The organism is Desulfotomaculum sp. 1211_IL3151, from assembly GCF_036763075.1.
Classification (GTDB): Bacteria; Bacillota; Desulfotomaculia; order Desulfotomaculales; family Desulfotomaculaceae; genus Desulfotomaculum.
The window spans coordinates 1-23037 of the sequence record NZ_JBAIYV010000003.1; the positions used below are offsets into that span (position 1 = coordinate 1).

Annotated in this window: 21 protein-coding genes, 1 tRNA gene, 1 pseudogene and 1 riboswitch; of the genes and pseudogenes, 14 read left to right on the forward strand and 9 right to left on the reverse strand. The window is 47.8% G+C overall.

From position 1 onward, the window contains the following. Window positions 1–204 precede the first annotated feature (204 nt). Together V6C11_RS00105 and V6C11_RS00110 are read right to left on the reverse strand one after the other, a co-directional pair. Window positions 205–642, reverse strand: coding sequence for a CBS domain-containing protein (locus V6C11_RS00105; RefSeq protein WP_333529053.1), 438 nt, complete (start codon window positions 640–642; stop codon window positions 205–207). Between the two features lie 118 nt (window positions 643–760). Further along, window positions 761–1345 (reverse strand): carbonic anhydrase, encoded by a 585-nt coding sequence (locus tag V6C11_RS00110; protein WP_333529054.1) that lies wholly within the window; start codon window positions 1343–1345, stop codon window positions 761–763. A 231-nt stretch (window positions 1346–1576) separates the two neighbouring features. Between V6C11_RS00110 and V6C11_RS00115 the strand changes: the two genes are divergently transcribed. Continuing rightward, on the forward strand, window positions 1577–2017 hold the full coding sequence (locus V6C11_RS00115) for a YaaR family protein (protein ID WP_333529055.1): 441 nt from the start codon (window positions 1577–1579) through the stop codon (window positions 2015–2017). A 19-nt stretch (window positions 2018–2036) separates the two neighbouring features. Here V6C11_RS00115 and V6C11_RS00120 read toward each other — a convergent pair whose 3' ends face one another. Beyond that, a complete protein-coding gene (locus V6C11_RS00120; RefSeq protein WP_333529056.1) occupies window positions 2037–2486 on the reverse strand; it encodes an RDD family protein in 450 nt (149 codons plus the stop codon). Window positions 2487–2800: 314 nt separating this feature from the next. Here V6C11_RS00120 and V6C11_RS00125 point away from each other — a divergent pair, with 314 nt between their 5' ends. The 6 genes from V6C11_RS00125 (at window position 2801) to V6C11_RS00150 (ending at window position 6654) form a co-directional block, all read left to right on the forward strand. Further along, complete coding sequence (locus V6C11_RS00125) at window positions 2801–3655, forward strand: efflux RND transporter periplasmic adaptor subunit (RefSeq protein WP_333529057.1); 855 nt, start codon at window positions 2801–2803, stop codon at window positions 3653–3655. A 32-nt stretch (window positions 3656–3687) separates the two neighbouring features. Further along, the gene (locus tag V6C11_RS00130) at window positions 3688–4338 is read left to right on the forward strand and encodes an HlyD family secretion protein (RefSeq protein ID WP_333529058.1); all 651 of its coding nucleotides are present in this window, start codon (window positions 3688–3690) and stop codon (window positions 4336–4338) included. Window positions 4339–4514: 176 nt separating this feature from the next. Beyond that, complete coding sequence (locus V6C11_RS00135; protein ID WP_333529059.1) at window positions 4515–4877, forward strand: hypothetical protein; 363 nt, start codon at window positions 4515–4517, stop codon at window positions 4875–4877. Between the two features lie 290 nt (window positions 4878–5167). Further along, window positions 5168–5704 (forward strand): stage II sporulation protein R, encoded by a 537-nt coding sequence (gene spoIIR, locus V6C11_RS00140; protein WP_442886010.1) that lies wholly within the window; start codon window positions 5168–5170, stop codon window positions 5702–5704. Between the two features lie 130 nt (window positions 5705–5834). After that, window positions 5835–6104 (forward strand): hypothetical protein, encoded by a 270-nt coding sequence (locus V6C11_RS00145; protein ID WP_333529061.1) that lies wholly within the window; start codon window positions 5835–5837, stop codon window positions 6102–6104. Beyond that, window positions 6097–6654: a LysM peptidoglycan-binding domain-containing protein gene (locus tag V6C11_RS00150; RefSeq protein WP_333529062.1), complete on the forward strand. Its 558-nt coding sequence runs from the start codon at window positions 6097–6099 to the stop codon at window positions 6652–6654. The genes V6C11_RS00145 and V6C11_RS00150 overlap by 8 nt, the downstream gene beginning before the upstream one ends. A 251-nt stretch (window positions 6655–6905) precedes the next feature. Here V6C11_RS00150 and V6C11_RS00155 read toward each other — a convergent pair whose 3' ends face one another. The 3 genes from V6C11_RS00155 to V6C11_RS00165 are packed head-to-tail and all read right to left on the reverse strand — an operon-like array spanning window position 6906 to window position 10286. Beyond that, complete coding sequence (locus tag V6C11_RS00155) at window positions 6906–7268, reverse strand: helix-turn-helix domain-containing protein (protein WP_333529063.1); 363 nt, start codon at window positions 7266–7268, stop codon at window positions 6906–6908. Beyond that, window positions 7252–8883 (reverse strand): LuxR C-terminal-related transcriptional regulator, encoded by a 1632-nt coding sequence (locus V6C11_RS00160; RefSeq protein ID WP_333529064.1) that lies wholly within the window; start codon window positions 8881–8883, stop codon window positions 7252–7254. Before V6C11_RS00160 ends, V6C11_RS00155 begins: the two co-directional genes overlap by 17 nt. A 17-nt stretch (window positions 8884–8900) precedes the next feature. After that, entirely contained in the window at window positions 8901–10286 is a 1386-nt protein-coding gene (locus V6C11_RS00165; protein WP_333529065.1) for an extracellular solute-binding protein, read from the reverse strand. A 264-nt stretch (window positions 10287–10550) separates the two neighbouring features. On the opposite strand from V6C11_RS00165, the gene V6C11_RS00170 reads away from it, so the two are divergent. The 6 genes from V6C11_RS00170 to V6C11_RS00195 all read left to right on the forward strand — a co-directional run bounded on the left by V6C11_RS00170 (window position 10551) and on the right by V6C11_RS00195 (window position 13495). Beyond that, entirely contained in the window at window positions 10551–10703 is a 153-nt protein-coding gene (locus V6C11_RS00170) for a hypothetical protein (RefSeq protein WP_333529066.1), read from the forward strand. A 348-nt stretch (window positions 10704–11051) separates the two neighbouring features. After that, window positions 11052–11516: a zinc ribbon domain-containing protein gene (locus tag V6C11_RS00175; RefSeq protein ID WP_333529067.1), complete on the forward strand. Its 465-nt coding sequence runs from the start codon at window positions 11052–11054 to the stop codon at window positions 11514–11516. Window position 11517: 1 nt separating this feature from the next. Then, window positions 11518–11856 (forward strand): double zinc ribbon domain-containing protein, encoded by a 339-nt coding sequence (locus tag V6C11_RS00180; protein WP_333529068.1) that lies wholly within the window; start codon window positions 11518–11520, stop codon window positions 11854–11856. A 9-nt stretch (window positions 11857–11865) separates the two neighbouring features. Further along, on the forward strand, window positions 11866–12618 hold the full coding sequence (locus V6C11_RS00185) for a zinc ribbon domain-containing protein (RefSeq protein WP_333529069.1): 753 nt from the start codon (window positions 11866–11868) through the stop codon (window positions 12616–12618). Between the two features lie 43 nt (window positions 12619–12661). Beyond that, complete coding sequence (locus V6C11_RS00190; RefSeq protein ID WP_333529070.1) at window positions 12662–12985, forward strand: DUF4870 domain-containing protein; 324 nt, start codon at window positions 12662–12664, stop codon at window positions 12983–12985. 18 nt (window positions 12986–13003) lie between these two features. Next, window positions 13004–13495, forward strand: a complete 492-nt coding sequence (locus tag V6C11_RS00195; protein WP_333529071.1) for a DUF6591 domain-containing protein — start codon at window positions 13004–13006, stop codon at window positions 13493–13495. A gap of 625 nt (window positions 13496–14120) precedes the next feature. Here V6C11_RS00195 and V6C11_RS18620 read toward each other — a convergent pair. Further along, window positions 14121–14201 (reverse strand): annotated as a pseudogene (locus tag V6C11_RS18620) (hypothetical protein); the annotation flags it as partial. Between the two features lie 64 nt (window positions 14202–14265). Between V6C11_RS18620 and V6C11_RS00200 the strand changes: the two are divergent. Further along, a complete protein-coding gene (locus V6C11_RS00200; protein WP_442886008.1) occupies window positions 14266–20997 on the forward strand; it encodes an S-layer homology domain-containing protein in 6732 nt (2243 codons plus the stop codon). A gap of 16 nt (window positions 20998–21013) precedes the next feature. Beyond that, window positions 21014–21105: riboswitch (cyclic di-GMP riboswitch) on the forward strand. A gap of 317 nt (window positions 21106–21422) precedes the next feature. Here V6C11_RS00200 and V6C11_RS00205 read toward each other — a convergent pair. Next, window positions 21423–21498 (reverse strand) — tRNA-Met (locus tag V6C11_RS00205). Window positions 21499–21877: 379 nt separating this feature from the next. Next, window positions 21878–23017: an NrfD/PsrC family molybdoenzyme membrane anchor subunit gene (gene nrfD / locus V6C11_RS00210; protein WP_333529073.1), complete on the reverse strand. Its 1140-nt coding sequence runs from the start codon at window positions 23015–23017 to the stop codon at window positions 21878–21880. Window positions 23018–23037: the final 20 nt, after the last annotated feature.

The window sequence follows — 23037 nt, forward strand, 5'->3', positions numbered from 1 at the left end:
ATTATAACACTTTACTATAAAAATACTCCAGTAAAAATATACAATACCAAAAATTTCATCTTGACCAATAGAAATAAAGTAAATATAATATTTTGTTCGGGAGTAACTAAATGGGAATGATGGATTTGTGAAATTGAATAAAAGAAGTGCCGCTACTATTGAAAAATAGTTTTGCGACACTTCTTTTACTTTACTTCTTATACGTTACATAGAAGTGGAAGATGCAGGTTCGGAAATCTGGGACAGCGCTTGTCCAGCCTCATTTTGATAAATATTCTGGGTAGCCAGGTCTCCTAAGGCAACAATGCCAGTTACTGAACCATTATCCACCACAGGAAGACGGCGTATCTGACGCTGAGCCATTAGGTTGGCAGCTTCGTGAACATCCATTTCCGGACTGCCAGTTACAACCTCAGCAGTCATAACACTTTGCACAGTGGTGGAAGAAGGGCTTTGTCCCTGGGATACAGCCCGTAGGGCAATGTCACGGTCTGTCACAATACCCACACAGCGACCATTTTCCACCACGGGAATGGAGCCTACATTATGCTGACTCATAAGTTGGCTTGCTTCCTGAATCGATTGTTGCGGGCTGACAGTAGCAATATTTTGAGTCATCATATCTTTAAGTTTTTGAGCCATTTTGTTACCTCCCCAGATAGTTTTAGAATCCTGTTTTATAATTCCTTTTTTATGGGGGATTAATTCTTTGGCTGGCTGTTAAAAAAATAAAGAACAGGGTAATTTTACCCTGTTCAGATTAAGCAGATTGATGAATCGATTGGGAAACCTGTTGGTCATCTTTTAATAAATAAAGTCGATTGTCTTCCAGTTGATACATCATTGGTGCAACGATAACTTTGGGATATCTTTGGCGGAGTCTATTGGCCTCAGCTAGAACGAAATCTAATTCGTTACAAATTTCATACATGGGAGCAAAATGATTAAAATGATCTTCTGCGGCTTTTCTATCCCAGCCTACTTCAACGAGACCATCAATAAATTTCTGCTCTTTGGCTTTTAAGTTAGCCATGCCACAGTTATTATGGGCGATTAATGCAATGGCTCTTACACCACCGACACCAATGGCATAGGATACTTTAAATTCCGAAGTGCGTAAATTTCCCGCTCCGGTGCGGATTACGTAGGCAAATTTCTCGGGGATATTAAGGCGCTTACGGTTATCCATACACATACCTATTAAAATCTCTGCATGATCATATTTTTTGTCTGAATTAAAAAAGTGCTTATTAAAGTTGTGATATTCAATTAAATCACCAATCGGCGTGTTTAAGTACTGGGGAAATATATCCTCCCTTGTGTTAACTGTAACAACCTCGGCCATTTGTCACCCTCCTTTGTTAGCGTTTTAAATAATTTAACAGAAAAAATCTAAAGATACAATAGTTATTTTTGTCACTACTATCCTTTGCCCCAATGTTTTATTAATTGGTACTATTATTTCCTTTAATTTTGGTAGAGACAATACATTTTCTAAAATGTTTTCTACGCTAAAAAGGAAAAAGGTTTGCTAATAACGAAATTATGGGCAATTATCTTTTTATGGGGGTAAAATGTGAAAATATCAGCAATATCTAGCAATAAACAAAATGACAAAAGCAGAGCTGCAACTGGTTCCTTAGAAACATCTAAGGCCAAACAAGTATTTTCTAAGGTGCTGGAGAATGAAGAAAAAGACTATGCCCATAAGCAGCTTCAAGAACTGTTGGATAAAGTCAGCGTAGCAGGGGATAATTTAAAATCTGCCGTCACCGAAGAAAATGTCAGGCAATATAAGGATAGTATTAAGGACTACCTTACCTTTGTACTGAAAAATTACCATAAGTTGCGTCATGACCGCAGTATCAATTACAGCACTTTCTACACCCGGGTAGAAATAATAAATAGGGAAGTGGAAGAACTTACTGTAAAGCTGCTGGGTGAAGAGAAGGATAATATCGACGCCGTGGCCGAGGTGGACCGAATTGCCGGCTTAATTATTGATGTATACATGTAAAAACCCCCGCAAGGGGGTTTTAGCTTTGAGTAATGTCGCTGTTTACCTGGGCCTTAACGACGATAGTTTGGGCTAAAAAGTCATGAATGCCTCGGCCATACATTAATACTAAAACCATTGTGGTCAGCATCCAAAATAACCAGGTAGTTTGCACAAATGTGTTGGTTATTAGGTAGACAGGAAATAGGGTAAAAGAAAATTCCCTTAGCAGGTAATGTCCAAAATGTAATTTTTCTCCTTTGTTTGATCCGATTTTAATCTTCATAGCCTTCTTACCCACTGTTTGGCCATCCCAAAGCAGATTCAGGATGATAATGATAACCAGAAGAACACCACCACCAATGGCTTCTATCATTCTTTGATTGTCTTGGGTGCCAAACCACAAATATATTGGCGCTGTTATGACAACCTTATCAATAATTCTAGCAATTAATCTTTCAAAGGGGCTGGCGTAGTTTAGTGTGGTCAAAGGTCATCTCCTCCTAGCTAGTTAGCGTTAGCTTTGTAACAAAAATAACAAAACTAAATAATTATTGCAAGCTTTTTGTCACGAAAAATAGCCGTTAGCTGTTAGCCATTAACTTAGGCAAGCGAGGTGCCTGGCCCGTTGATGGACGGAGCGAAATCGGTAAACTTGTGACCGCCCGGTTCGTACCAATTTTGACGTTGCCTGTAAGTTTATTTATATATATAGGAAAAATTATTTTAGTCTGAAGGAAGCTGGCTATAGGTGGCGAATTTAATTTGCACGGCCTATAGGATTATCGAATGGAGGTTTATTCGTTGACAAAAAAACATATAGTCACTGCCCTATTATTCATGGTGCTGGTGTTTCAGACAGGATGTGCCAACTCAGGGGATGTGCCGATACCTAATGGAGAAACGCAAAAAACTGCCGCCACGAAGCAGAATACGGAACCAGAAAAACAAAGCACACCGGTCTTGAGTGGCAAAATTGAAGCGATACAGTCAGCTAATTTGGTCAGTAAGGTAGCTGGCAAAGTTGCTGCTGTCCATGTTGATATTGGCAGCACAGTCAAAGCCGGTCAACTGCTTGTTAGCCTTTCGGCGGAAGACAAGGCCGCAGAATTTGAAGAGGCAGTTACACTTGTTGAAAAGGCCCAGGTTGATGCAGATTTAGCCCTAAAGACATATCAAAGGGGCAAAGAATTGATGGCCTCCCAGGCCATTTCCCAAGCGGATTATGATAATCTATATGAGGGTCCCTACAAAAAGGCTGAAGTTGGTCTGAAAACTGCCCAGGCTTCTTTAAAAAGAAAACAAATCGCCTACGATGATATGTTTATCAAAGCTCCCTTTGCAGGAGTTATCACTGCAAAAAATATTAACCCGGGCGAAATGGCGGGTACCCAAACTGCCGTATTGTCCTTGGTCAATCTAAGCCAAGTGGTGATCAAAGCATCGGTGGGCGAAAACCAAATTAATCAGTTAAAAAATGATCAAGCGGTTGAGGTAAAGGTTCCGGCGATTCCGGGGAAAACATTTTCGGGCAAAATAAACAACATTGCCTTGGCAACTGATCCCCAAACAAAGGCTTATCCTGTAAAAATACAATTGGATAACTCCGATAATGTTTTGAAACCCGGTATGTTTGCCGAGATTGTACTGAATAAATAGCGAGCCCAATCGAATAAGATACGGAGGTAGCCATGAAAAAGAAAAAGATATATCTAGTTCTAGCAGCTATGGTCGTATGCTTGGCAGCGGTTTCTTATTATTACTGGTATCAGAATGCCCATTATGTGTCCACTGAAGATGCGAGGGTAGATGGCAATATTATTAAGGTCAGTCCGCAGTTATCTGGACAGATTATCGAATTTCCCATTGAGGAAAACCAAGAGTTGGAACAGGGTGGGTTTATTGGCCGCCTATCCGATGTTACCCTGCAGCCCGGTGCCAACCTTGATTTAACTGTAATTAAAGCACCTATCACTGGGACAATTCTAAAAAAGATTGCCCACGTTGGTGAAATGGCAACACCCGGTTCTGCCATGGCTCTCATGACAGACCTTGATGATCTATACATAACAGCCAATATCGAAGAAAATGAACTAAATAAAATAAAAATTGGTCAGGTTGTAGAATACACCATTGATTCCTTTCCCGGCGTTCGTTTTGAGGGTAAAGTCATTTCCATAGGTAATGCAGCAAATTCTGTTTTTTCCTTACTGCCACAAACAAATTCCGGCAATACTTTTACGAAGGTAACGCAACGGGTTCCTGTAAAAATAAGTATAGATGATTACCATGGTAAACGACTATTACCTGGCATGAATGCGATCATAAAAATACATCTCTAAGAGATCAAGGATGTCAAGTGGACGGTTGGGGGGAAGGAACCAAATTGAAGTGTATTTATGAGGATATAGAGTGCAAGTGTAATACTTCCTGTCAGGAAGAATGCGATAACTGTTACTGTCAAAAATGTCCCATTAAAAATAAGCCACCACATTATTAAAATGCCAGGAGGTTTGAAATGGAAAGAGAAACTCCGAAGGTAAAATTAGAAACTGTCATTAGACTATGTACCGAGGGAATTGAAATGCTATCCCAGAACAAGGTTGAGGAAACCATGAACGGTCTAATGCACACATTAGAAATGGCGCGCCAAATGTTGGCGGTGCATAATAGCCGAGGGGAAGTATGGGTAAAGGCCAAGGTAAAACTGGGTGATATTGCACCGGAGACAAGGGGTAAAATAATAAGAAATGATGAAGCGGGGATGTTGGTACAATGGAATGTGTCCGGCAGCCAGCGTCCCTTGGTCGATTTGTTCCTGAGAGATCAATTTGAAGATTACATTGAGCTAGAGGGTTCCTGTAACAATCACCAGCATTGATTAATTGTTCTGAAAAATGGCCATGGCCATGAGCCGTGGGCCTTGGGCTTTTTTGCCTTCAGCCATGTCATCCTGAACGGTAGCGAAGGATGACACAAAGTTTTCATCTCCTGCCAGTGTCGTTCGGCATGGAAGACTGTTACTATACCACGGTTAAGGCCGTGGTTTTTTATATGTATAAAATTTTTGAAAAACTCACATACTCTTAGATAGTTAATTAGTGTATGTGGGGTGTATGGTTGTTGAGTAGATTCAATAAATTAGTTTATATCACCTTAGCCTTTGTGGTGATGCTGATGATTTCATTTTGGTCTTACCGGACCTATGTTCAACATGAGTTTGCCGGTGAATTGATTCGATTTCATGTGATAGCCAATAGCGATAGCTTTGCAGATCAGACACTCAAACTACATGTTAGAGATGTGGTCGTAGAAGAAATGAAAAAAAGATTTAGTGTCGTCAATAGCCGACAAGAGGCTGAAAAGATAGTAGCAACAAACATGGCTGAGATCCAAAGAATTGCTCAGGAACAGGTTCGTCGGGAGGGCAAAGAGTACCCAGTAGAGGTTGTCATGGGGGATTTTTATTTTCCTACCAAAAGTTATGGTAATTTAACCTTACCCGCCGGCGATTATCATGCGGTAAGGGTTGTAATTGGCGAAGGAAAAGGACAAAATTGGTGGTGTGTGTTATTTCCTCCCCTTTGTTTTGTAGATAGTGTGCAGACACTGGAGAAGAACGATACGGCCCAAGGACTTAAAGTGTTTGAAAAAGATAATTTAGAATTTCGGTTAAAATGTGTGGATATACTAAAAATATTTAGTTAAAATATAGTTTTGGTAAAGATATTATTGAATGTTTCGATTTATAAGTGTACACTAATAATTAGGACGGTAGTAAAATATAACCATACTTAATGAAGGAACCCTAATTATAATCGTAATGGAGGTATTTTCCGTGCAGCATCCAACGAATACAAGAATTATTTTTGCAGAAAATCCTGAAGAAGCGAAGCAAAAATATCTAGCCTTGAATATTCAAACCAAAGACCCCAGCCCTGGGGTAGAGGTTTTAAAGCCCCAAGAGGACGAAGATTTTGACATTCATTCCGATATCAACCTAATTGGTGAAGTATCTGTGGGTCCTTCCATTATGGAAGAAATAAGGCAAGACCCTGAGAAGGCTTATGTAGTTTATTTCTTAGAAGATCCTAGCAAGTTTGCCTAAGAACATGAATGACCCTGTCTACACAGCCAGACAGGGTCATTTTATCGTCAATTATTCGCAAAGTCTAGGGAAGGGATTGAGAACGATTCGTAATCGGTCCATTGAAGGTAAAACAGTGGGTCAACTGGAAAGGGAGCTGCGTGTTAAAACCAACCCCCACGTGGATTGGAAGTTAGTAGCGGGTGGCCTTTTGTTTGTAATTTATCTCTGTATGTGTTGGTTTCTTTTTAAGCAGACAGCAGAGGTTAATCGTCTGGAACAAGAGAATATTAGCTTAAAGAAACAAATTGAGGAACAAAAATTATTGCCATCAAAAAACACATCTCCTCCTGAAAACAGGGTAGCGACCCCTGAACCAAAAAACATAGGCAATGAGCTTTTGCCCTATCAAATTCAAAAGGGGGATAACTTTGCGATCATTTCCCAAAAGTTTTATAAAACGGAGGCCTACGCGGGTCAACTGGCAAAGTTAAACGACTTATCAGGTACCCTGCAGATTGGTCAACCGGTGCTTGTGCCCCGGGAACCGTTAAAAACCTGGGATAAATAGCCGTCAGCCGTCAGCTGTCGGCTTTTTTTGCATTGCTTAGGGTTCTTTCTGAACCGTAGCCTAGGATATAGGCTTGATGGAGAAAAGCCCTCTTTTAATTATCCGGGCATGTGAGCGTTGAACGCATTGACGAGGCGGGCAACCGGATGACCATAGCGGAATTTTACGGCGACGAAATTTTGGGTGGCAATCTGCTCTTTTCAAAAAGCCCCCTGCACAGGATGCCAATTTACATGCTTTCCTATATTCGCTTATTTCCTATCCGATTCGTGCAAAGAGCGTACAAAGGCCGCCACTGCCCGCAGTTCCTCATTATTCATCTGTTTCACCTTCCCGATGATGTCACCCTTTAAATCGCTATATGGCACCTCGTCTTTTCCCTGCCTTTTCCCGCTAAGCACCCACTCGGCGGGGTAGCCGTAGGTGCTTTCAATCAGCCGTGCCAGCGTTTCAGAAATGGAGGTTTTCCTGCCGCTGGTCAGCAGGTAGACATAATTTGCGCTGACGCCAAGTGCTCTGGCGAAGTCTACCTGCTTAATCTGCCTTTCTCTTATAATCCACCTGATGCGTGATGCCAAGGTCTCCAGTTCTCTTGGTTCAATTGTTTTCCGCATTTGTACAGCTTACCTCCTCCATCATCTGAATATACACCATCAGCTCCTTGCGGGAGGTAACGTTCAGCTTCATATAGATACGCCGGTTATGGGTTTTGATGGTATTGATGGAAAGACAAAGAATCTTGGCAATTTCCTTTGCGGTATGCCCCTGTACATATAAATTAAAAACGGAGGTCTCGGCGGCCGAAAGCGATTTGATATTCTTTATAAACTCCTGATACAGGGTGGAATACTCCTGTGCCGGGAGTTCTTTTGTTTCTGTCGGCACAGGCAATTCGTCCTGAGCCGCGAGAAATTTGATCAGGTCGTCAATTTCAGGAATTTTGGTTTTGGCGGCGGGATCAGGTTTCTTCAGGTGTTCCAAGGCCGCAGCCACCGGCCGTATATATCGGTGGCTGATAAACGATGCAAGACCAACGTTCACAAACATAAGTAACAGAAGTCCTAAGATCAGGTTGCGGTTCCTGCCCGAAATCAGCATATTAAGTCCTTTATCGGGCATCATCAGCGCCACCGCCCACTGCTCATTCCCATATACAGAATCAACCGGATACAGGGATATTGTTTCGTGCAGGCCGGCATAGCCCTCCTTTTCCGGCTGCCGGTAGCTGTAAAAACCGCCCGAGCCGGAGGATATCTCAATTTGAGTGTGTTCCGGCGCAGCGGGGCCTGCGGAAAAGTTGCCGGCAAAGAGCGCACCGGACAGACGCAGCGTATTTTCTTCCAGCGGAGAGAGCAGGCAGAACAAATGGTCATAGCCCTCTGATTCCAGTGCATGGGAGAGCTTAAACAGCATCTCGCTTACCTCAAAGCTGCACACGCCAAACACCGTACCGTCAGAAGCAACGAGTGGCACGGTGCAGAGCATGATCCGCTCGCTACCACCCGGCAGAAGCATTGCCTCACTCCAGCGGTAAAGGCGGGAAAGAGGACGCTTTTGTTCCCTTGCGGCAGCCATGACCTCTATAAAACCGGGAGACTCTCCCACGTCCATTTCCATCTGCCACTGGGGAAGAAGGTGGATTCCATGATTCCTTGCAATCGCCATGGGACCAACCCCAAAGCGCAGGTTCGCCGCCATTCCGTTGACGATATTCGGCTCCATGTTTTTCAGGTAAAGGCAGGCCCGGGAATCCGCCCCATCGGGCAGCGCAGGATTGACGGTCGCATCCAGCAGAAGAAAAACGCCGCTGGCGCCCGACTTCTCCAAAGCGCCGGTAAGCCTGCCCAGCTCATCCTCCAGCAGATGCTCCAGCAAATCAGGGCTTTCCTGCAAAGAAGCAGCCGAGCTGCCGTGTTCTTTCAGATTCCGTTCCAACGCTACCGAGAGTTCTTTAGCAAGGTCTGTTGCCCGTACCGAAACAGTACCAAAGGATTTATAGATATCCTGTGCAATGTGTGTCAGTTCACTTCCAAGAACTGGCCTGTGTTCAAGTGATCCGGTCTTGAAAACGCCGGAGGAAAACAGGATGAGCAAAACACCCAGCATGATGGCGTTGAGGAACAAAATCAGAAAAAGAAACAACCGCAGACGCATAGGCAGGCCGTTTTGACCGCCACGGCGTATCGCCTCACGGTAAAGCCCCAGGGTCTCGAATCCCCGTTTTAGCATCTGCATTCTCCTCCTGTTTACGGTTGTCTTGCAATAAATTCTTTTAGGGCACCCCTTGCCGCTTCCTCATATGCGGCGCCGGGCTCAATTGCGGTGATGTGTGCCATATACTGCTCGTGCCTTTGTGCTGCTATGGTAAAAAAGTTGGCCTCTATGCTCCCGCTTACGCTGTTAAAGGCATCAAATACCGGTGGTATGTAAAAGTCATATTCTCCGTGAACGGTGGTGGCAGTGCGCAGCAGCTTTTGAATATTTGGGTTATTGTTTTGAGTGATCTCCCGCTCCATGTGATTGGCAAAAGCTCGACCGGTCACCGGGAGATAGCCGGTAGACGCAACAAAGCGCATGTTCTGCGCTGGAGAGGTAAACCATTTGAGGAACAAAGCGGCTGCTTCTTCCTTTTCAGGCGAGGATTTGGCCACCGCTAAACCGCCACCTCTCTGGATGGCAATTTTTTTGCCGCCCTCAAAGGTTGGATAGGGCAGAACAGTGTATTTCACAGCTTCCTTCACATTGTTTGGGTAGGTAATCTCCTCGCCATAAAAGAGAATACCCGCTGTCGAACCCATGGAGCAGAGGATATCGCCCGTCTTGGAGAGGTCGGAAGAATAGCCGTCATAAATGGCGTAGCCGCCCTTCACTGCCGCTTCAAAAACGGTGTTCCAGATTCGTTCGAATTCCGGCGTGTCCAGCCTAAGCTTCTCTCCGTCAAAGAGGGAAACTCCCATTTGCTCCATGCCGACCTGAGCCAGATTGAAAAATGAATCGGCGGTAAAAAAGGCTTTTCCGTCATTTGGGATATCCGGTGTCTGCTCATCGGTCCAGCGGTGGTACTGTGCCGCCGCATCGGCAATCCCCTCAAAGGTGGCAAGGCTGCTCACCGTCACCCCGGTTGCGGTGGAAAAACGATCGAACAGGGTCTGGTTTAGAAAAAGCACCTCGGTGGACTTGGCAAAGGGAAACACATAAAGCTTTCCGTCAGGCAGTCGGCCTTCCTCCACAAACCGAGGCAGATAGTCCGCAAGCTCCTCATCGGTAAAGTATCGGTCCATCGGAGCAAGCAGCCCTTTGTCTGCGAGCAGGGCGACTGTGGCCGGATAGCAGGTGGTGATGTCCGGCATCTCAGGTGCACCGGGGTCACCCGCTGCAATCATAGTCAACTTCTCCTGAATGGCAGCCGAGCTGGAAATAGAGGTAACGCTGACCACAATTCCTTTTTCCTTGCCAATCGTGGTGTTAAACTCCTCGATATGCTCATCCATCATGGCCTGCATCTGTCCTCCGAAATTGTGCCACAGGGTAAGCGTTACCGGTCTTTTCGGATGAAGCCCGGTTGTTTGCCCGCAGGCAGTCAGCAGAACGAGCAGAAGAAGCGCTGTCCAAGCAATAGTTTTCTTGTTCATAAGATTACCGATTCCTTTCTGCAAGGCTTGTTTTATTATCGTACCGATGCCGGATAAACGTTTTTGGTTAACATTGCCAAGGGGTTTGACGAATCACCCCAAAAATCACCCCTGTTTTAGCCCTGTAATCACCTTGGTGATGATTACAGCAGGCGTTATTCTCTATATGATGAACCTGAAAAGAAATGGAATTATCGTCTCTATATTACCAAGCAAATCTAACTCAGTCAACGGTCTTGTGCCAATGCGAAAGAGGGTGGTTTTGTGCAAAAGGAGTGGTTGCGAGATAAAGTTATTGAAGCAATCCACAGACTTGATTATTTTAATTTGCAAAAGCTCAGCACCTTTATTGACGATTTGGAAAGCATGAAGATGCAGGGAAAAGAAGGTGAGGGCGCGGATCATGAGGATGGATAGAGGGCTTCCCCTGTTTACGGCAAAATGCCGGACGGTGCGGGACAGCGCCGGTTTTCGCCTGACCTTTTTCTGTGAGATTTGCGGCAGCGGATATACCACTCCGCCTCTTGTCTGCGACACCCCAAAAGAGGCCCTGCATTTGGGAGAACAGGACGCACGGCTGCACTTCAACCGATGCAATTGCTGTTATCGGTGGGTTTGCGACGAACACTTCAACGAGAATCGCATGATGTGTACAGACTGTGTCCCTCGCATCTGTACCCGATGCAAGTCCCACGTATCAAAAGGGGATACGTTTTGCGCCGTCTGCGGTGCCCCGCAATTTGAATCAGGAAAGGATGAAGAAAGATGAGTGATCTGTTCGGTGGCCTCGGAGGACTCATGAAGGGGATTTCCGGATTTATGCCCCAGGATGATCCGGATGTAAGGCTGATGCTGGCACAGTCGGAGGTAAGCGACCTGCGAAAGCGGGAGACGGAGCTCTATGCACAGATTGGAAAACAGGCTTTGGCGGAGGGTCATGTCCGGTTTCCAGAGGTGGAGAACAGCCTGCGTCTGGTGCAGCAGAATCTGTCGGCGGCGCAGAGTAAGCTGCAAAGCGCACAGGCGGACAAAGCGGAAAAGGACCACACCCGAAGAGCGGAGGAAGAAGCTCGCCTTTGCCCCGACTGCAACAATATGAACCCAGAGGGCGTAAAGTTCTGCCAGGAATGCGGCACAAAGCTGGGTGCACAAAAATGTACTGGGTGTGGAGCGTCGCTGTTCCCCGGCACCCGCTTTTGCGGCGAGTGTGGTCAGGGACAGGAGGAATGATATGGCAAGCTATAAGCAGCCTTGTATCCATTGTGGCGCATACATAGAATCGGATTCACGGTTTTGCCCCTCCTGCCAAAGCAGCAGCCCTTTTGGGTATCACTGCCCCACCTGCCTGCGGCCTGTAAAAAAGGGGCAACCTTTGTGCTCAGGTTGCGGCAGGGCTTTGTATATCCCCTGCTCCGCCTGCGGCAACCCCACCTTTGCGGGGGAAAAATGTGAGCAGTGCAGTGCGTCACTGATGGTCTCATGCGGAAATCCCCGTTGCGGTGCCCGGCAATTCTTCGAAAACGAAAAATGCACGGCCTGCGGCAAAAAAATCAAATCAAACAGGAAATGAGGTGAATCCATGCTGCAATCCTTTACAAGGAATTATGAAGACAACTCCACTGAGGCGGGTTTCCAGTTTACCTTTTACTGCGACCTTTGTGAGGATGGATACAAAAGCAGCTTCATTGAATCAGAGACCTACAAAAAGGGCCGGGGGCTGCGGGGGCTGGCTCAGGGAGTGGGCATGTTGGGAAGTCTGCTCGGCGGCCGCCTGGGAAACCTCGGGTATTCGCTGGAGCAGGGCGGGAACATTCTGTCCGATCGGTTTGAAGGTATGAGTCCCGAATGGCAGAAGGAGCATGAAAAAGCCTTTGAGCGGGCAAAAAACGAAGCCCAGCAGCACTTTAACCGCTGTCACGGCTGCCGTAAATGGGTCTGTGATTCCTGCTACAACGAGGACGAAGGCCTGTGCACCGAATGCGCGCCCCGACAGGAAATCGCCGTGGCAAAGGCCCGCGCCGACGCCATGCGGCGCAACATTGAGGAAACCGCTGAAAGCGCCACTGTTTGGAAGGGAAAGCTGGAAAGCAAGACGACCGTTTGCCCCGCTTGCGGCAAGCCTGCCGGGACAGGAAAATTCTGCAACAACTGCGGTGCTTCGCTGGCGCTGGCGGACTGCCCCAAATGCAAGGCGAAAAATGCGCAGGGGGTGCGCTTCTGCAACCATTGCGGAACGTCCATGACTGCGCCGGCCGCCGCCAGGTGCCCCGGCTGCGGCGGGGAAAACCCACCCGGCACAAGATTCTGCGGCGGCTGCGGCAACAAGCTGTAAAGCAAGTTCAAGATACATTATAAAAACCTTGGAGGTAGTTATAATGACAGAGCAAAACATTCACACCCCGGAGGACATCGAAAAGAACAAAACGATGGCAGGTCTTTCCTATCTGCTTTTCTTCCTGCCGCTGATTGCCTGCCCCGAATCTAAATATGCCAGATTCCATGCCAATCAATCCTTGATGCTCTTGATTTTAGGGATAGCAGGCAACGTGATACTGGGTATCATCCCGGTGATTGGCTGGATGCTGCTTCCCGTATTTGGCATCGGCGTTCTGGCACTATTCATCATGGGACTGGTGAACGGCTTTGGCGGTAAAGCAAAGAGGCTGCCCCTGATCGGAACATTCGATATCTTAAAATAATTGAGGGGAGAGAGGAAGATGAAGAAGTTTTTAACGGGGCTGTTGGTCCTTTTACTGGCCTTATCTTTTGCCGGTTGCGGCGCAAAGGAAAAGGCGGCGGAAAAAGCTGCCGAAAAAATCCTCCAGGGTGCCGGCGTGGATGCGGACATTGACGGCGACAAGGTGGTCGTCAAGGGTGAGGACGGTCAGGAATTGAACATTGGCGCGGGCGAATGGCCCACGTCCGACCTGGCAAAAAGGATTCCCGAGTTCAAAGACGGCAAGATTGTCTCGGTGATGGAGGCCGACGATTCTCTGTTTATTATGATCAAGGAAATCTCGGAAGAAGACTTTACGGCCTATCTGGAAGAAATCAAGAAAAGTTTTACCGAGGAAACCTTTGCGATGAACACCGGCACCGGCATGATGTATACGGCGGTAAATGGCGAGGGCTTCAGTGTTACGCTCACCTATGAGAAAGACGCAGGGCTCAGCATCACAGTTGCGCAGGCAGAGCCGGAGAAAGAATAAAATCAAGATTTCCGGAACGAAAAAGAAAAAAGATTCGCCGTCAAAAAACTATCGTAAAGCAATTGTTTTTCCAATTCCAGACGGGGGACGGCTTGGTGATGCACAGCGTAGCTGTTTTCACAATATGAATTTATACGAGGAGGATTTAGTTTGAAACACAAACTTCCGATCATTCGAGGGGATCCCCTATTTTGAGCTGAGGTGAGCTTCACAGATCAAGCGGATATCTTGGGCTGGGCGTTAAACGACTGCCTTTATATTGCTAAGCTCGGCATTATCAAGGGCAGCGACGGCAAATTCATGCCCCGCGCCGTGACCCAGGCCCAGATTGCGGCGGGATACGCCAGCACCTCCAGAGAACAAGCACTGGCCATGAGTGTACGAACGGTGGATAAAATGACCGGGTATACAGAATAGAAGATGGATTAATCAGGAGGGGTAGTATGCCGTTAAAATTAAGAAAAATAATATCCTTATTATTGGCGGTGATGATGCTTATCACCATGCCCATGAGCATACAAGCAGAGGAGGTTGATGATCCGCCCAATATAAGCGAAACAGCAGACCGCAGCATTCCACAGGAAGAGGGGGCCGCGCCGGAGCCGGATGATATTTTGCCAGAGCCGGACGATACTTGGCCAGAGCCGGACGATACTTGGCCAGAGCCGGATAATATTTTGCCGGAGTTGGACAATACTTCTGCCAAACCTGAATTTAATATAAACTTATTGCCTGCAAGTCCGAAGCCTTACTGGCCCGAAGGCAGTGCTGTGTCTATTCGGGAAAGAACAACGGACCAAATTTGGCTGGAATGGACGCCGGCCCAGAAAGAGGATGGCGGGCTGGTGGTAGACTATACTGTCCGCATATACCAGGGCAGTGAGCTTATCCGCACATCGAACTATATTAGTACTCATGAGCATATAGCTTTCGATCTTGTGCCGGAGACCAACTACAGATTCGAGATAGAGGCTAACGATATGGAGAGCGGCCAGGTTTCGGAGGTGCTTTCCCAAACCATCAGCACCCTTTCAGCAGACGGCTTTGCCCCGCCTTTTTGGCCTGCGGGCAGCCTCCTGAATGTAACCGATAAGACCCATCATACGGTCAGCCTGAGCTGGTCTCAGGCCGAGGATGGCAATCAGACGGGTAATCCAGTGACCGGCTATGGGGTTTATCAGGGGGATACCCAGGTTGGGACGGTTACCGGCAGCTCGAATACATCGTATACGGTTACCGGCCTTTCACCTGATACGGAATATACCTTTAAGGTGCAGGCGGTGAATGAAAAGACTAGGTGGACAACCGATGGTCCCAGCGTCACCGTCACGACCAATCCCCAGACGGCACCGGGAACCACCGAACTAAGGCTTAATGCCCCGCGTAAAAATATCAACGGCTCTCTTTATATGGGCGACACGGTGGGCCTTGAACTGATTGCTACCGAAAACGGTTTAACTCCTACGGTTGAGGTTGCCTATGAGGAATGGAATGCCGGGAGGGATACCGTCCAAGCCGCAACGAAGGATGTCACACTGACCGAAACACCAGCCAACAGCAAAATCTACAAGGCGGATTTTGAGCTGACCGAAGGGATATGCAAGATAATTTCCCTTCAAGCTGTGGTTCAAAGTGAAACAATAACCACAGAGCCAAACCTTGCTGTGGCAGGCCGTTTGAAGGTAGAAGCAGATCCCGGCGCGATGAGTCCTGAGGAAACAGCGGAATTCAACAAAATCATAGCCGGATCTTTTGTCAGGGTGAGCAAAACCGGCACGAATAGCCTTACTTCACGGTTTTCCGAGGGGAGCCCGGCGGCCACCTTAGAAGGTCTGGAGGGGGCTTATCAGCTGCAGCATTTCCTGGGCTATGACACGCTGCTTCACGAAGCTCCATCTGTCGAAATCAAAGCAGGATTAGAAACCGGGCTGACCTATGCTCCGAAAACCCCTGCCCGGGTTAAAGTCCGGGTTGTGGATGACAGCTCCGGGGCTCCCCTTAGGAATATGGCAGTTAAGGGAGAGACAGCTCTGCTGGATGACGGAACATACACGATTTTTGCCAGAACAGGTGAAGATGGTTATGCCGCAGCAGATGGTACCTATTTTGTCCAAAATGTAAAGACAGGTTCATCGATTAAGCTTGAGGCCAGCTATCCGACAGATGCAAAAAATGCAGCCGTGCTGTACGAGGATGCATCCTTAGCGGCAGACGGCCTGAAAATAGGAGATAACGAGGTTGAGGTCAGGCTAAAGAAAGTGCCGGTGGTGACCCTTAAGGGTGTGGTTACGAATAATAAGGATGTCCCCATAAAAAACGCCAATGTGCTGATGGCCCAGCCATATAAAGATTCGGTTTTCAATACATCCTGCCTTACTGACGGTAATGGCCGGTATACCATGCAAGTGGCGAAGATTGACGGCGAATTTTCCGTTAACACAGAGGGGAATTCCGTGAAGGAAGAAATCACCCTGAATGACGGAATGAACACTCATGACGTTAAAGTACCGCTTCCTGAATGGGGGAGCTTAAATATAATAGTGAAGACACAGGATATTTCCGGCGTTGAGACCATTAGGGAGAAAAACTGGTGGGGAGTTTGGACGTCTGTTAGGAATATCACAAAAAATAGCCCTGCAACATTTCGACCGGATGCAAACTCTCCATACTATAGTATAATCGGAAACCCCGGCGAGAAAATAGAAGTTTTTTGCCAGGGAGATCGCAGCGGCTATGGCAGAGAGGCGGTCACAGTCACCCTGGATGAAAATAACTATGCCGAAGCCACCATTGTTTTAAAACAACTGGGTCGCATAGAGGTTCAGATTACAGGGCAAGATGGAAATCCACTGGAGGGAAAGGCAAGATATCTATATGTATACACGAAGAACAATAAATTTGTATTTAGAACAGGATCGTCTGTGCCGGATATCGATATGTCCTTCAGTCTGCCGGATGACGAATATAAGGCGGTTGCCTCTTGGGATCTGAAATGGGGGTCGGAAGACTTTTCGATCTGGCAGGATGACCGAAACTGCGTTATGATCGACAGCTTCACGGTGCGGGAAGGCGAAATCACCAACCTTGGCACAAAAAAACCCGCCTATTCCGGTGATTATATTCGTTATTTAAACCACAATGCAGCCAGCGGCCTCATGTCCAGCCACAGCGTAGCAGTACCGGGTACGGTTGTTACCCTGCGGGCTGCTTACGATTACATTAATAGTGGTATAGATTCCGGCAAGCTGGAGTTGGTGGCTTATGTTCCGCCGGGTACAGAGCTGGTTGAAAATTCAATTGTTCATAGGGTAACAAGGGGCGGAGGAGATGTGCCACCCGTTATCGCCGCCAACAAAAACAGGATCACCCTTGATTTAAAGGACCGCCAGTCGTCAGCCGCCGGCTCCCTGACCTATCAGGTCGAGGTGAAGGATGTGTCGGCTTATGACGAAATTAGAGCCGGCGCCGAGCTGCGGTATAATGTAAGAGGAGAGCCCCGGTTTGAAGAAATTGGCGCTGTTTTCATGAACACGAAATGGATCACGCTAAACGCGCCCTCCGAGGTGGCCAAGACTGAGGCACTGGAGCCGGTGAGCCTCAGTGGTCTTGCTCCTGCCGGTAACATCGTGGAGCTTTACGACGGCAATATTAAAATAGGCGAGGTAAAAGCTGCGCCTACAGGCCTGTGGTCTGCCGAGGTTTTGCTGCCGGACAGGGGAATGCCGATTTTTCATGCGATAACGGCAAGGACAAAAGCCGGAAGTGCCGGCGGGACGGAGTATGCCGAGTCCGTTCAGGTTCTTGTGGGAGCGGAAGGGGAACAGCTTACGCATATTATATTGCGGCAGGGAGAGCGCTCTACCTCGGTGTCCCTTCAGCAGGGTCTAAGGGAATTTCCGTTCACCTTAAATACGTCCGGAAGTGATGTTCTGGTCGACGCCATCTTTAAAGACGGAGACAAGGTAAAGGATGTAAAGATATCTGGACATAGCACCGAACGCAACGGAAATACTTTCAGTGCCCGTATCTCCCCCCAAATACCCTATGTCACCGTAGATTACAACGAAAGAGCCGTTGGGTATAAGGATATTTTAAAGTATGACCATGGTGAAGTGCCGACGTATATAAAGGATGCAGATGTAAAGTTTGCGGATGCGGCCAAGACAGAAGCGGATGTCAAGGTTGAGTTTGGCGCGGATGGCTATCTGAACTCTTTAGACCTCCCCGCAGTCAATCTGGCGATGGGAAATGTGAATGCCACTGTCAGTATGAAGGTGGAGCAGGCGGATTTTGATCCGGCCAATGCAAAAAACCGCACCCTGCTGGGAAATGGCCTGTATGGTTATGATTTTTCCTATGAGCTTGTAGATGGGAAATATGTTATTACAGCTTATCTGGATAGGCGTCTGCTGCCGGAAACGGCCGGGGGTAAGGGGCGGCGGATGAGCACCTTTGCCGCCAAGTCAGGCCTGGAAGTGGTCAAAACCGTAATTGAAGTCGCCGGTAAAGGAGAGTCCCTGATCGGGGCGGTCGGCGATCTTACAAAAACGGCGCAAATGACCGATATGCTGGCAAAATATGAACGTGTACGGCCCAATCTGGAGCCCCACCTGGCGGAGTATTACGATAATCAATTGTCAATGATGGGCAAGGATATTTTGATGGGTAAAACCCTTGGTCTGGTGGGAGAAGGCGTAGGGACTGCCGCCAATTTGGTTCCTTTGGTGGGGCAGGTTGTAACCGGGATAGCAGGGTTTATCTCCGGCAAGCTTTTGGGGGATATGTTCGACAATGAATTTTTCTCCGACTACAACAGGCTGATGAGCCAGTTGAAAAACCTCCCCGCCTGGCCGGAGCGGAGCAAATATGACGCATTTAATTATTCCCCGTTCTGGTGGTACGACGGGAAAGATTACCACCAGTATAAGAGTGTCAAGGTGAGACCCCGTTACATCATAGACCCCAGCGGCTTTGTCTATGAAGGGGTAGAAGATAATCGTATCGAGGGTGTAACGGCCACGGCTCTCTATCTTCCTGCAGAAAAAGCAGCGAATGCAGAGGAAGCAAAAGCCAGCACCGAATGGGAGTTTTGGGATGCGGAGTGGTATTTACAGAAAAACCCTCTGTCTACCGATGCCGAAGGCAAGTACGCCTGGGATGTGCCCTTTGGCTGGTGGATGGTTCAGTTCGTTAAGGACGGCTACCAAACGGCCTACAGCGATGCCCTGCCGGTGCCGCCGCCCCAGCTGGACATCAATATCCCCATGGTGCAATTAAGCTGGCCCCAGGTTGAAGAAACAGTATGGGGCAGCGGCGGCCGCTATGTGGATGTGTATTTCAGCAAATACATGGATATGAGTGCTTTTGCGGCGGCAAATGCTGTCAGTCTTACCGATGACAGGGGCAGACTTGTTTTGGGAACGATCCGTTCCGCTTTGAATGCAAAAACCGGGGCTGGCGGACTGAGCCTGACAAAGGCGGTGCGCTTTACTCCGGCAAGCCCGTTGGAAGCAGGTCAAGAGTACAAGCTGACGGTAAACAAGGCTGTGGCGGATTATGCAGGCTTCTCCATGGAAGAGGATTTTACCGAAACTAAATCGGTGACTCCTGCCGCCCTTATTGGGGGTTTGAGCGGAAGAAATATTGAAGTGAAGCCGGGAGAGGATATTACCCAGTCAGTTAAAGATGCAGTGAGCTTTACCGCCGCTGATCCGGCAATGGAGGACAGCTTGGATAAGAGGCTGGCGTTCACTTCTTCTAATGATGGCGTGGTAAGAATTTGGGGTGAGGGTGACGAGGTGAAGATCCTTTCCCTTGCCGAGGGTACGGCGGAAATAACCGCAGTATCGGTAGATGATCCAGACCAGGCTGCGAAATTTAACGTAACGGTAAAATATCCTCCGCTGCCGATAGGCGTTACGCACATGACCATATTGAATGCCGATGGTATGGCATTGACCGACTTAAGCATTTATACTGGGGAGACCTATGCGATTAAACCTAATTTGTTCCCGGAAAATGCCACCGACAAGACCATAACCTATAGCTCCGACAACGAACAGGTAGCCACAGTCAGTGCATCCGGTGTGATTAGCGCTCTGGCTAAAGGGATAGCGGAGATAAGGGTCAGGACGGAGAATTCGGCAGTCATGCAAACCATTCACTTGACGGTTCTCCCCGCCCAATCGGGAACAGGGGAAAATGGGGGTAGTGGCGGCGGCGGAGGCTCCTCAGCTGATGATAGCAAGCCTACCATCATCACACCTCCTGCAGCAACCGAGCAGCCTGATCCGCCCGCCACAGCGGAAATCAAGGTAGACGTTAAAGTGGACGGCAGCGGCAAGGCGACGACCAATGTATCGGATAAGGCCGTCACCGATGCCATCAAAGCGGCCCAGGATTTGGCTAAAAAGAATGGAACCGAGAAAAACGGTATCGCTGTTTCCGTCAACATTTCAACCGATAAGGCCGCAAGCAGTCTTTCGGTAATTCTATCGCCAAAGGCCGTGAGTGAGCTTGTCAAGGCAGGCGTGAAGGAGCTTCGGATTACCAGCAGCACCATTAGCATCTCCTTCGATCTGACCTCGCTCACGCAATTCCAGCAGGCAGGCGGCAATGTAACGGTTAATGCAGCAAAAGCAGATGTCAACAAGTTGTCCGCAGCGGCCAGAGCCGCCATTGGTAACCGCCCGGTGTTTGACCTCTCGGTACAGTGCGGCGGCAAGACCGTTTCCAACTTCGGCGGCGGGCTGGTGTCCGTAGCAGTTCCCTATACTCTGGGAGCAGGCGAAAAGGCCGGCAATCTTTTTGGCGTCCATGTGGACGGCAACAAGGTAAACTGGCTTATCAACTCCGGCTATGACAGCTTCGCCAAGCTCCTGCGCTTCTCCACCGGCCATTTCTCAACTTTTGGCATCGGCTATAAGGACGACGTACCGGTATTTAGCGACATTGCAGAGCATTGGGCCAAAGCGGACATCGAGTTTGTTGCGGCGCGGGGCTTGTTCGCCGGCACCGGCAACAACCAATTCAGTCCGGGTACCAGTATGACCCGCGGCATGTTTGTCACCGCCCTGGGCAGGATGGCAGGAATTGACACCACAGCTTATAAAACCAGCAAGTTCACCGATGTAACCGCTTCCTCCTACTACGCGCCTTATGTGGCATGGGCGGCCGAAAAGGGCATCGTCAGCGGCACAAGCACGACAACCTTTGCGCCCGACCAAAACATCAACCGCGAGCAGATGGCGGTTATTATGAGCAATTATGCCAAAGTCTTGGGCTACACCGTACCCAAGACCCGCGAAGCAGTTACCTTTGTCGACAGCGGCAGCATCGCAAGCTGGGCCGAGGACGCGGTACAATCCATGCAGATGGCCGGTATCCTGACGGGCAAAGACCAAAACCGCTTTGATCCCGCCGCTTCTGCCACCCGCGCCGAAGTCGCAGCCGTCCTCCACCGCTATGTGGAGCTGGTGATCGACAAGGCCAAGAAAAATTAAATAGCCCGAACGATCAAATAGTTAAGGGCAAACCTGTCGAAAGACAGGGACGCAAAGCCGAGAGTCTACGACGCTGTGAAAAGGCACTATGATCGTCTGGCTGCCGCAACAACAGATAAAGCCTGCCCTTCTTGTTTACGAGGGGCAGGCTTTATCATTGATTACCGGTTTCTGTGTATTACGGACAGCGATCTGCTTTAATCCGCCTTGCTGTGGCACAGAGCGTCCATCATTGCACTAATCGCCCTGCGGTCTTTCTGTATCACAGGTGCGGATTTTGTCAGATAAGCTGTGCTTCCTCAGACTCGGAGAGGGCTTATTTCCGACAATAAAAAATCGGAGACAGGCTCTCCGGACAAGAGGTGGTTGCAAACGGGGTTTTGGACAGGAAGAAACCCGCAATCCCCTGTAGGATGCGGGTTTCATGGTTGCGGGAGAGGGACTTGAACCCTCGACCTTCGGGTTATGAGCCCGACGAGCTACCAACTGCTCTATCCCGCGACAACTTGTTTAGTATAACATCGAAATACGATACTGTCAAGCATCTGTAATTTTATTTCTTGCTTATTGGGATATATTTATTTAGCAGTTATCTAAGGCAGGTCAACATGTTCCGTTTCGTAACAATGTTATCTTTTGGCACAAAGAAATCCTATGGGATGATTCTAAATAGCACAAATAGTGTGAATATCTACCCATGTTGGTTCATTTTTAGGCCTTTTGTAAGCGGCATGAATTTTGCATTTGTTAGGCAAGAAGGCAATAAAAAAAGAACCCGAACTTGTGTCGGGTTACAGAGAAAAACAATACAGGCGCAAAAGTTTTATTAAAAAGGGCCAAGGTCTCAACGAGTCCTTTGCCCTTTTTCCCAACATAGATATTAGGCTGTATGACCGTGATTATGATCAAGTATTTTGAAGTTTTCTACAATGAAACAGTAGGCCAGTACACCCATAGCAACTAAACCGGCACTCACAATGAATTCCCAGATAGAAGGAATATAGGAAACGCCGGTTGAACTCATCATACCGATTACTACAACGTTCATACGGTTTAGCACGACGCCACAGCTTACCAGTAAGCCAAAGGTAAAAAGACCATTGCGAGTGGCACTAAAGCCGCTAAAGCAAATAACAATGGGCACGATGATGCCAAAGATTATTTCAATTAAGAACATATTGGCTTCAAAGGTGCCAGAGAACACGAGGCCAAATACACCGCGACTAATTAAGTCGTATATTTTCAGGACCAGGTAGAAAATCATAACATAACCTGAAATTCTGATTAGCTTGCGTAGAATGGGAATAGGAATCCAGTGATCGTAAGCTCTTCCTGCTAGGGTGGTTTCCACGCAAATCATTGCCGGTCCAACAAAGAAAGAGGACAGCAAGAAAAACAGGAAGATTATGGGGGACCACCATAAGGGATAAAGTTTATCAACCATAAGCAAGTACAAACCACCCAACGAAGATTGGTGTAGGGTGGGGAAAATAATACCAACAATCATTAATACAGGCAGGGCCTTTTTGAAGATATCGTGATACTTTGTTCCGATGCGCTCGGTGGCAATTTCACCAAATTCTAAGATTTGCACCGTCGTGTAACAGGAGACACACCAGAAAACCTCAAACAGTACAGAGGAATGACCCCAGGATACAAATGGACGCCAAAAGTTAAACCATTGGCCGATATCCAGGAACAGACCAGCCATTACCAACAAATAACCGATTAATGAGGTCAACATTGCGCTGCGAGCGATGGGATGGAAATAATCCTTGTGTAGAACATGTACAATAAGAGCAGTACCATAACCACCACCGGCCAAAGCAACACCGCAGAGAACGTCAAAGCCGATCCAGAGCCCCCAGGGCCATTCGTCGGTTAGGTTTGTAACCATACCAAGACCGGTTACCAAACGAAATACTATTACGCCAACGGCAATAGCAGATAACAGCATGAGCAATATGCGTGTGGGAGTTATCTTAAAACTCCACCTTTGGGCTTGGGCGTGAGACGCCATATATATCCCCCCAGTTCTCA

Bases quoted from the DNA above. Each gene is read 5' to 3' on its own strand.
- V6C11_RS00190 (WP_333529070.1), top strand. From the start codon at position 12,662: ATGACAGAGCAAAACATTCACACCCCGGAGGACATCGAAAAGAACAAA.
- V6C11_RS00105 (WP_333529053.1), bottom strand. From the start codon at position 642: ATGGCTCAAAAACTTAAAGATATGATGACTCAAAATATTGCTACTGTC.
- V6C11_RS00135 (WP_333529059.1), top strand. From the start codon at position 4,515: ATGGAAAGAGAAACTCCGAAGGTAAAATTAGAAACTGTCATTAGACTA.
- V6C11_RS00130 (WP_333529058.1), top strand. From the start codon at position 3,688: ATGAAAAAGAAAAAGATATATCTAGTTCTAGCAGCTATGGTCGTATGC.
- spoIIR (WP_442886010.1), top strand. From the start codon at position 5,168: ATGCTGATGATTTCATTTTGGTCTTACCGGACCTATGTTCAACATGAG.
- V6C11_RS00185 (WP_333529069.1), top strand. From the start codon at position 11,866: ATGCTGCAATCCTTTACAAGGAATTATGAAGACAACTCCACTGAGGCG.
- V6C11_RS00175 (WP_333529067.1), top strand. From the start codon at position 11,052: ATGAGTGATCTGTTCGGTGGCCTCGGAGGACTCATGAAGGGGATTTCC.
- V6C11_RS00180 (WP_333529068.1), top strand. From the start codon at position 11,518: ATGGCAAGCTATAAGCAGCCTTGTATCCATTGTGGCGCATACATAGAA.
- V6C11_RS00110 (WP_333529054.1), bottom strand. From the start codon at position 1,345: ATGGCCGAGGTTGTTACAGTTAACACAAGGGAGGATATATTTCCCCAG.
- V6C11_RS00160 (WP_333529064.1), bottom strand. From the start codon at position 8,883: ATGCTAAAACGGGGATTCGAGACCCTGGGGCTTTACCGTGAGGCGATA.
- V6C11_RS00195 (WP_333529071.1), top strand. From the start codon at position 13,004: ATGAAGAAGTTTTTAACGGGGCTGTTGGTCCTTTTACTGGCCTTATCT.
- V6C11_RS00155 (WP_333529063.1), bottom strand. From the start codon at position 7,268: ATGCGGAAAACAATTGAACCAAGAGAACTGGAGACCTTGGCATCACGC.
- V6C11_RS00165 (WP_333529065.1), bottom strand. From the start codon at position 10,286: ATGAACAAGAAAACTATTGCTTGGACAGCGCTTCTTCTGCTCGTTCTG.
- nrfD (WP_333529073.1), bottom strand. From the start codon at position 23,017: ATGGCGTCTCACGCCCAAGCCCAAAGGTGGAGTTTTAAGATAACTCCC.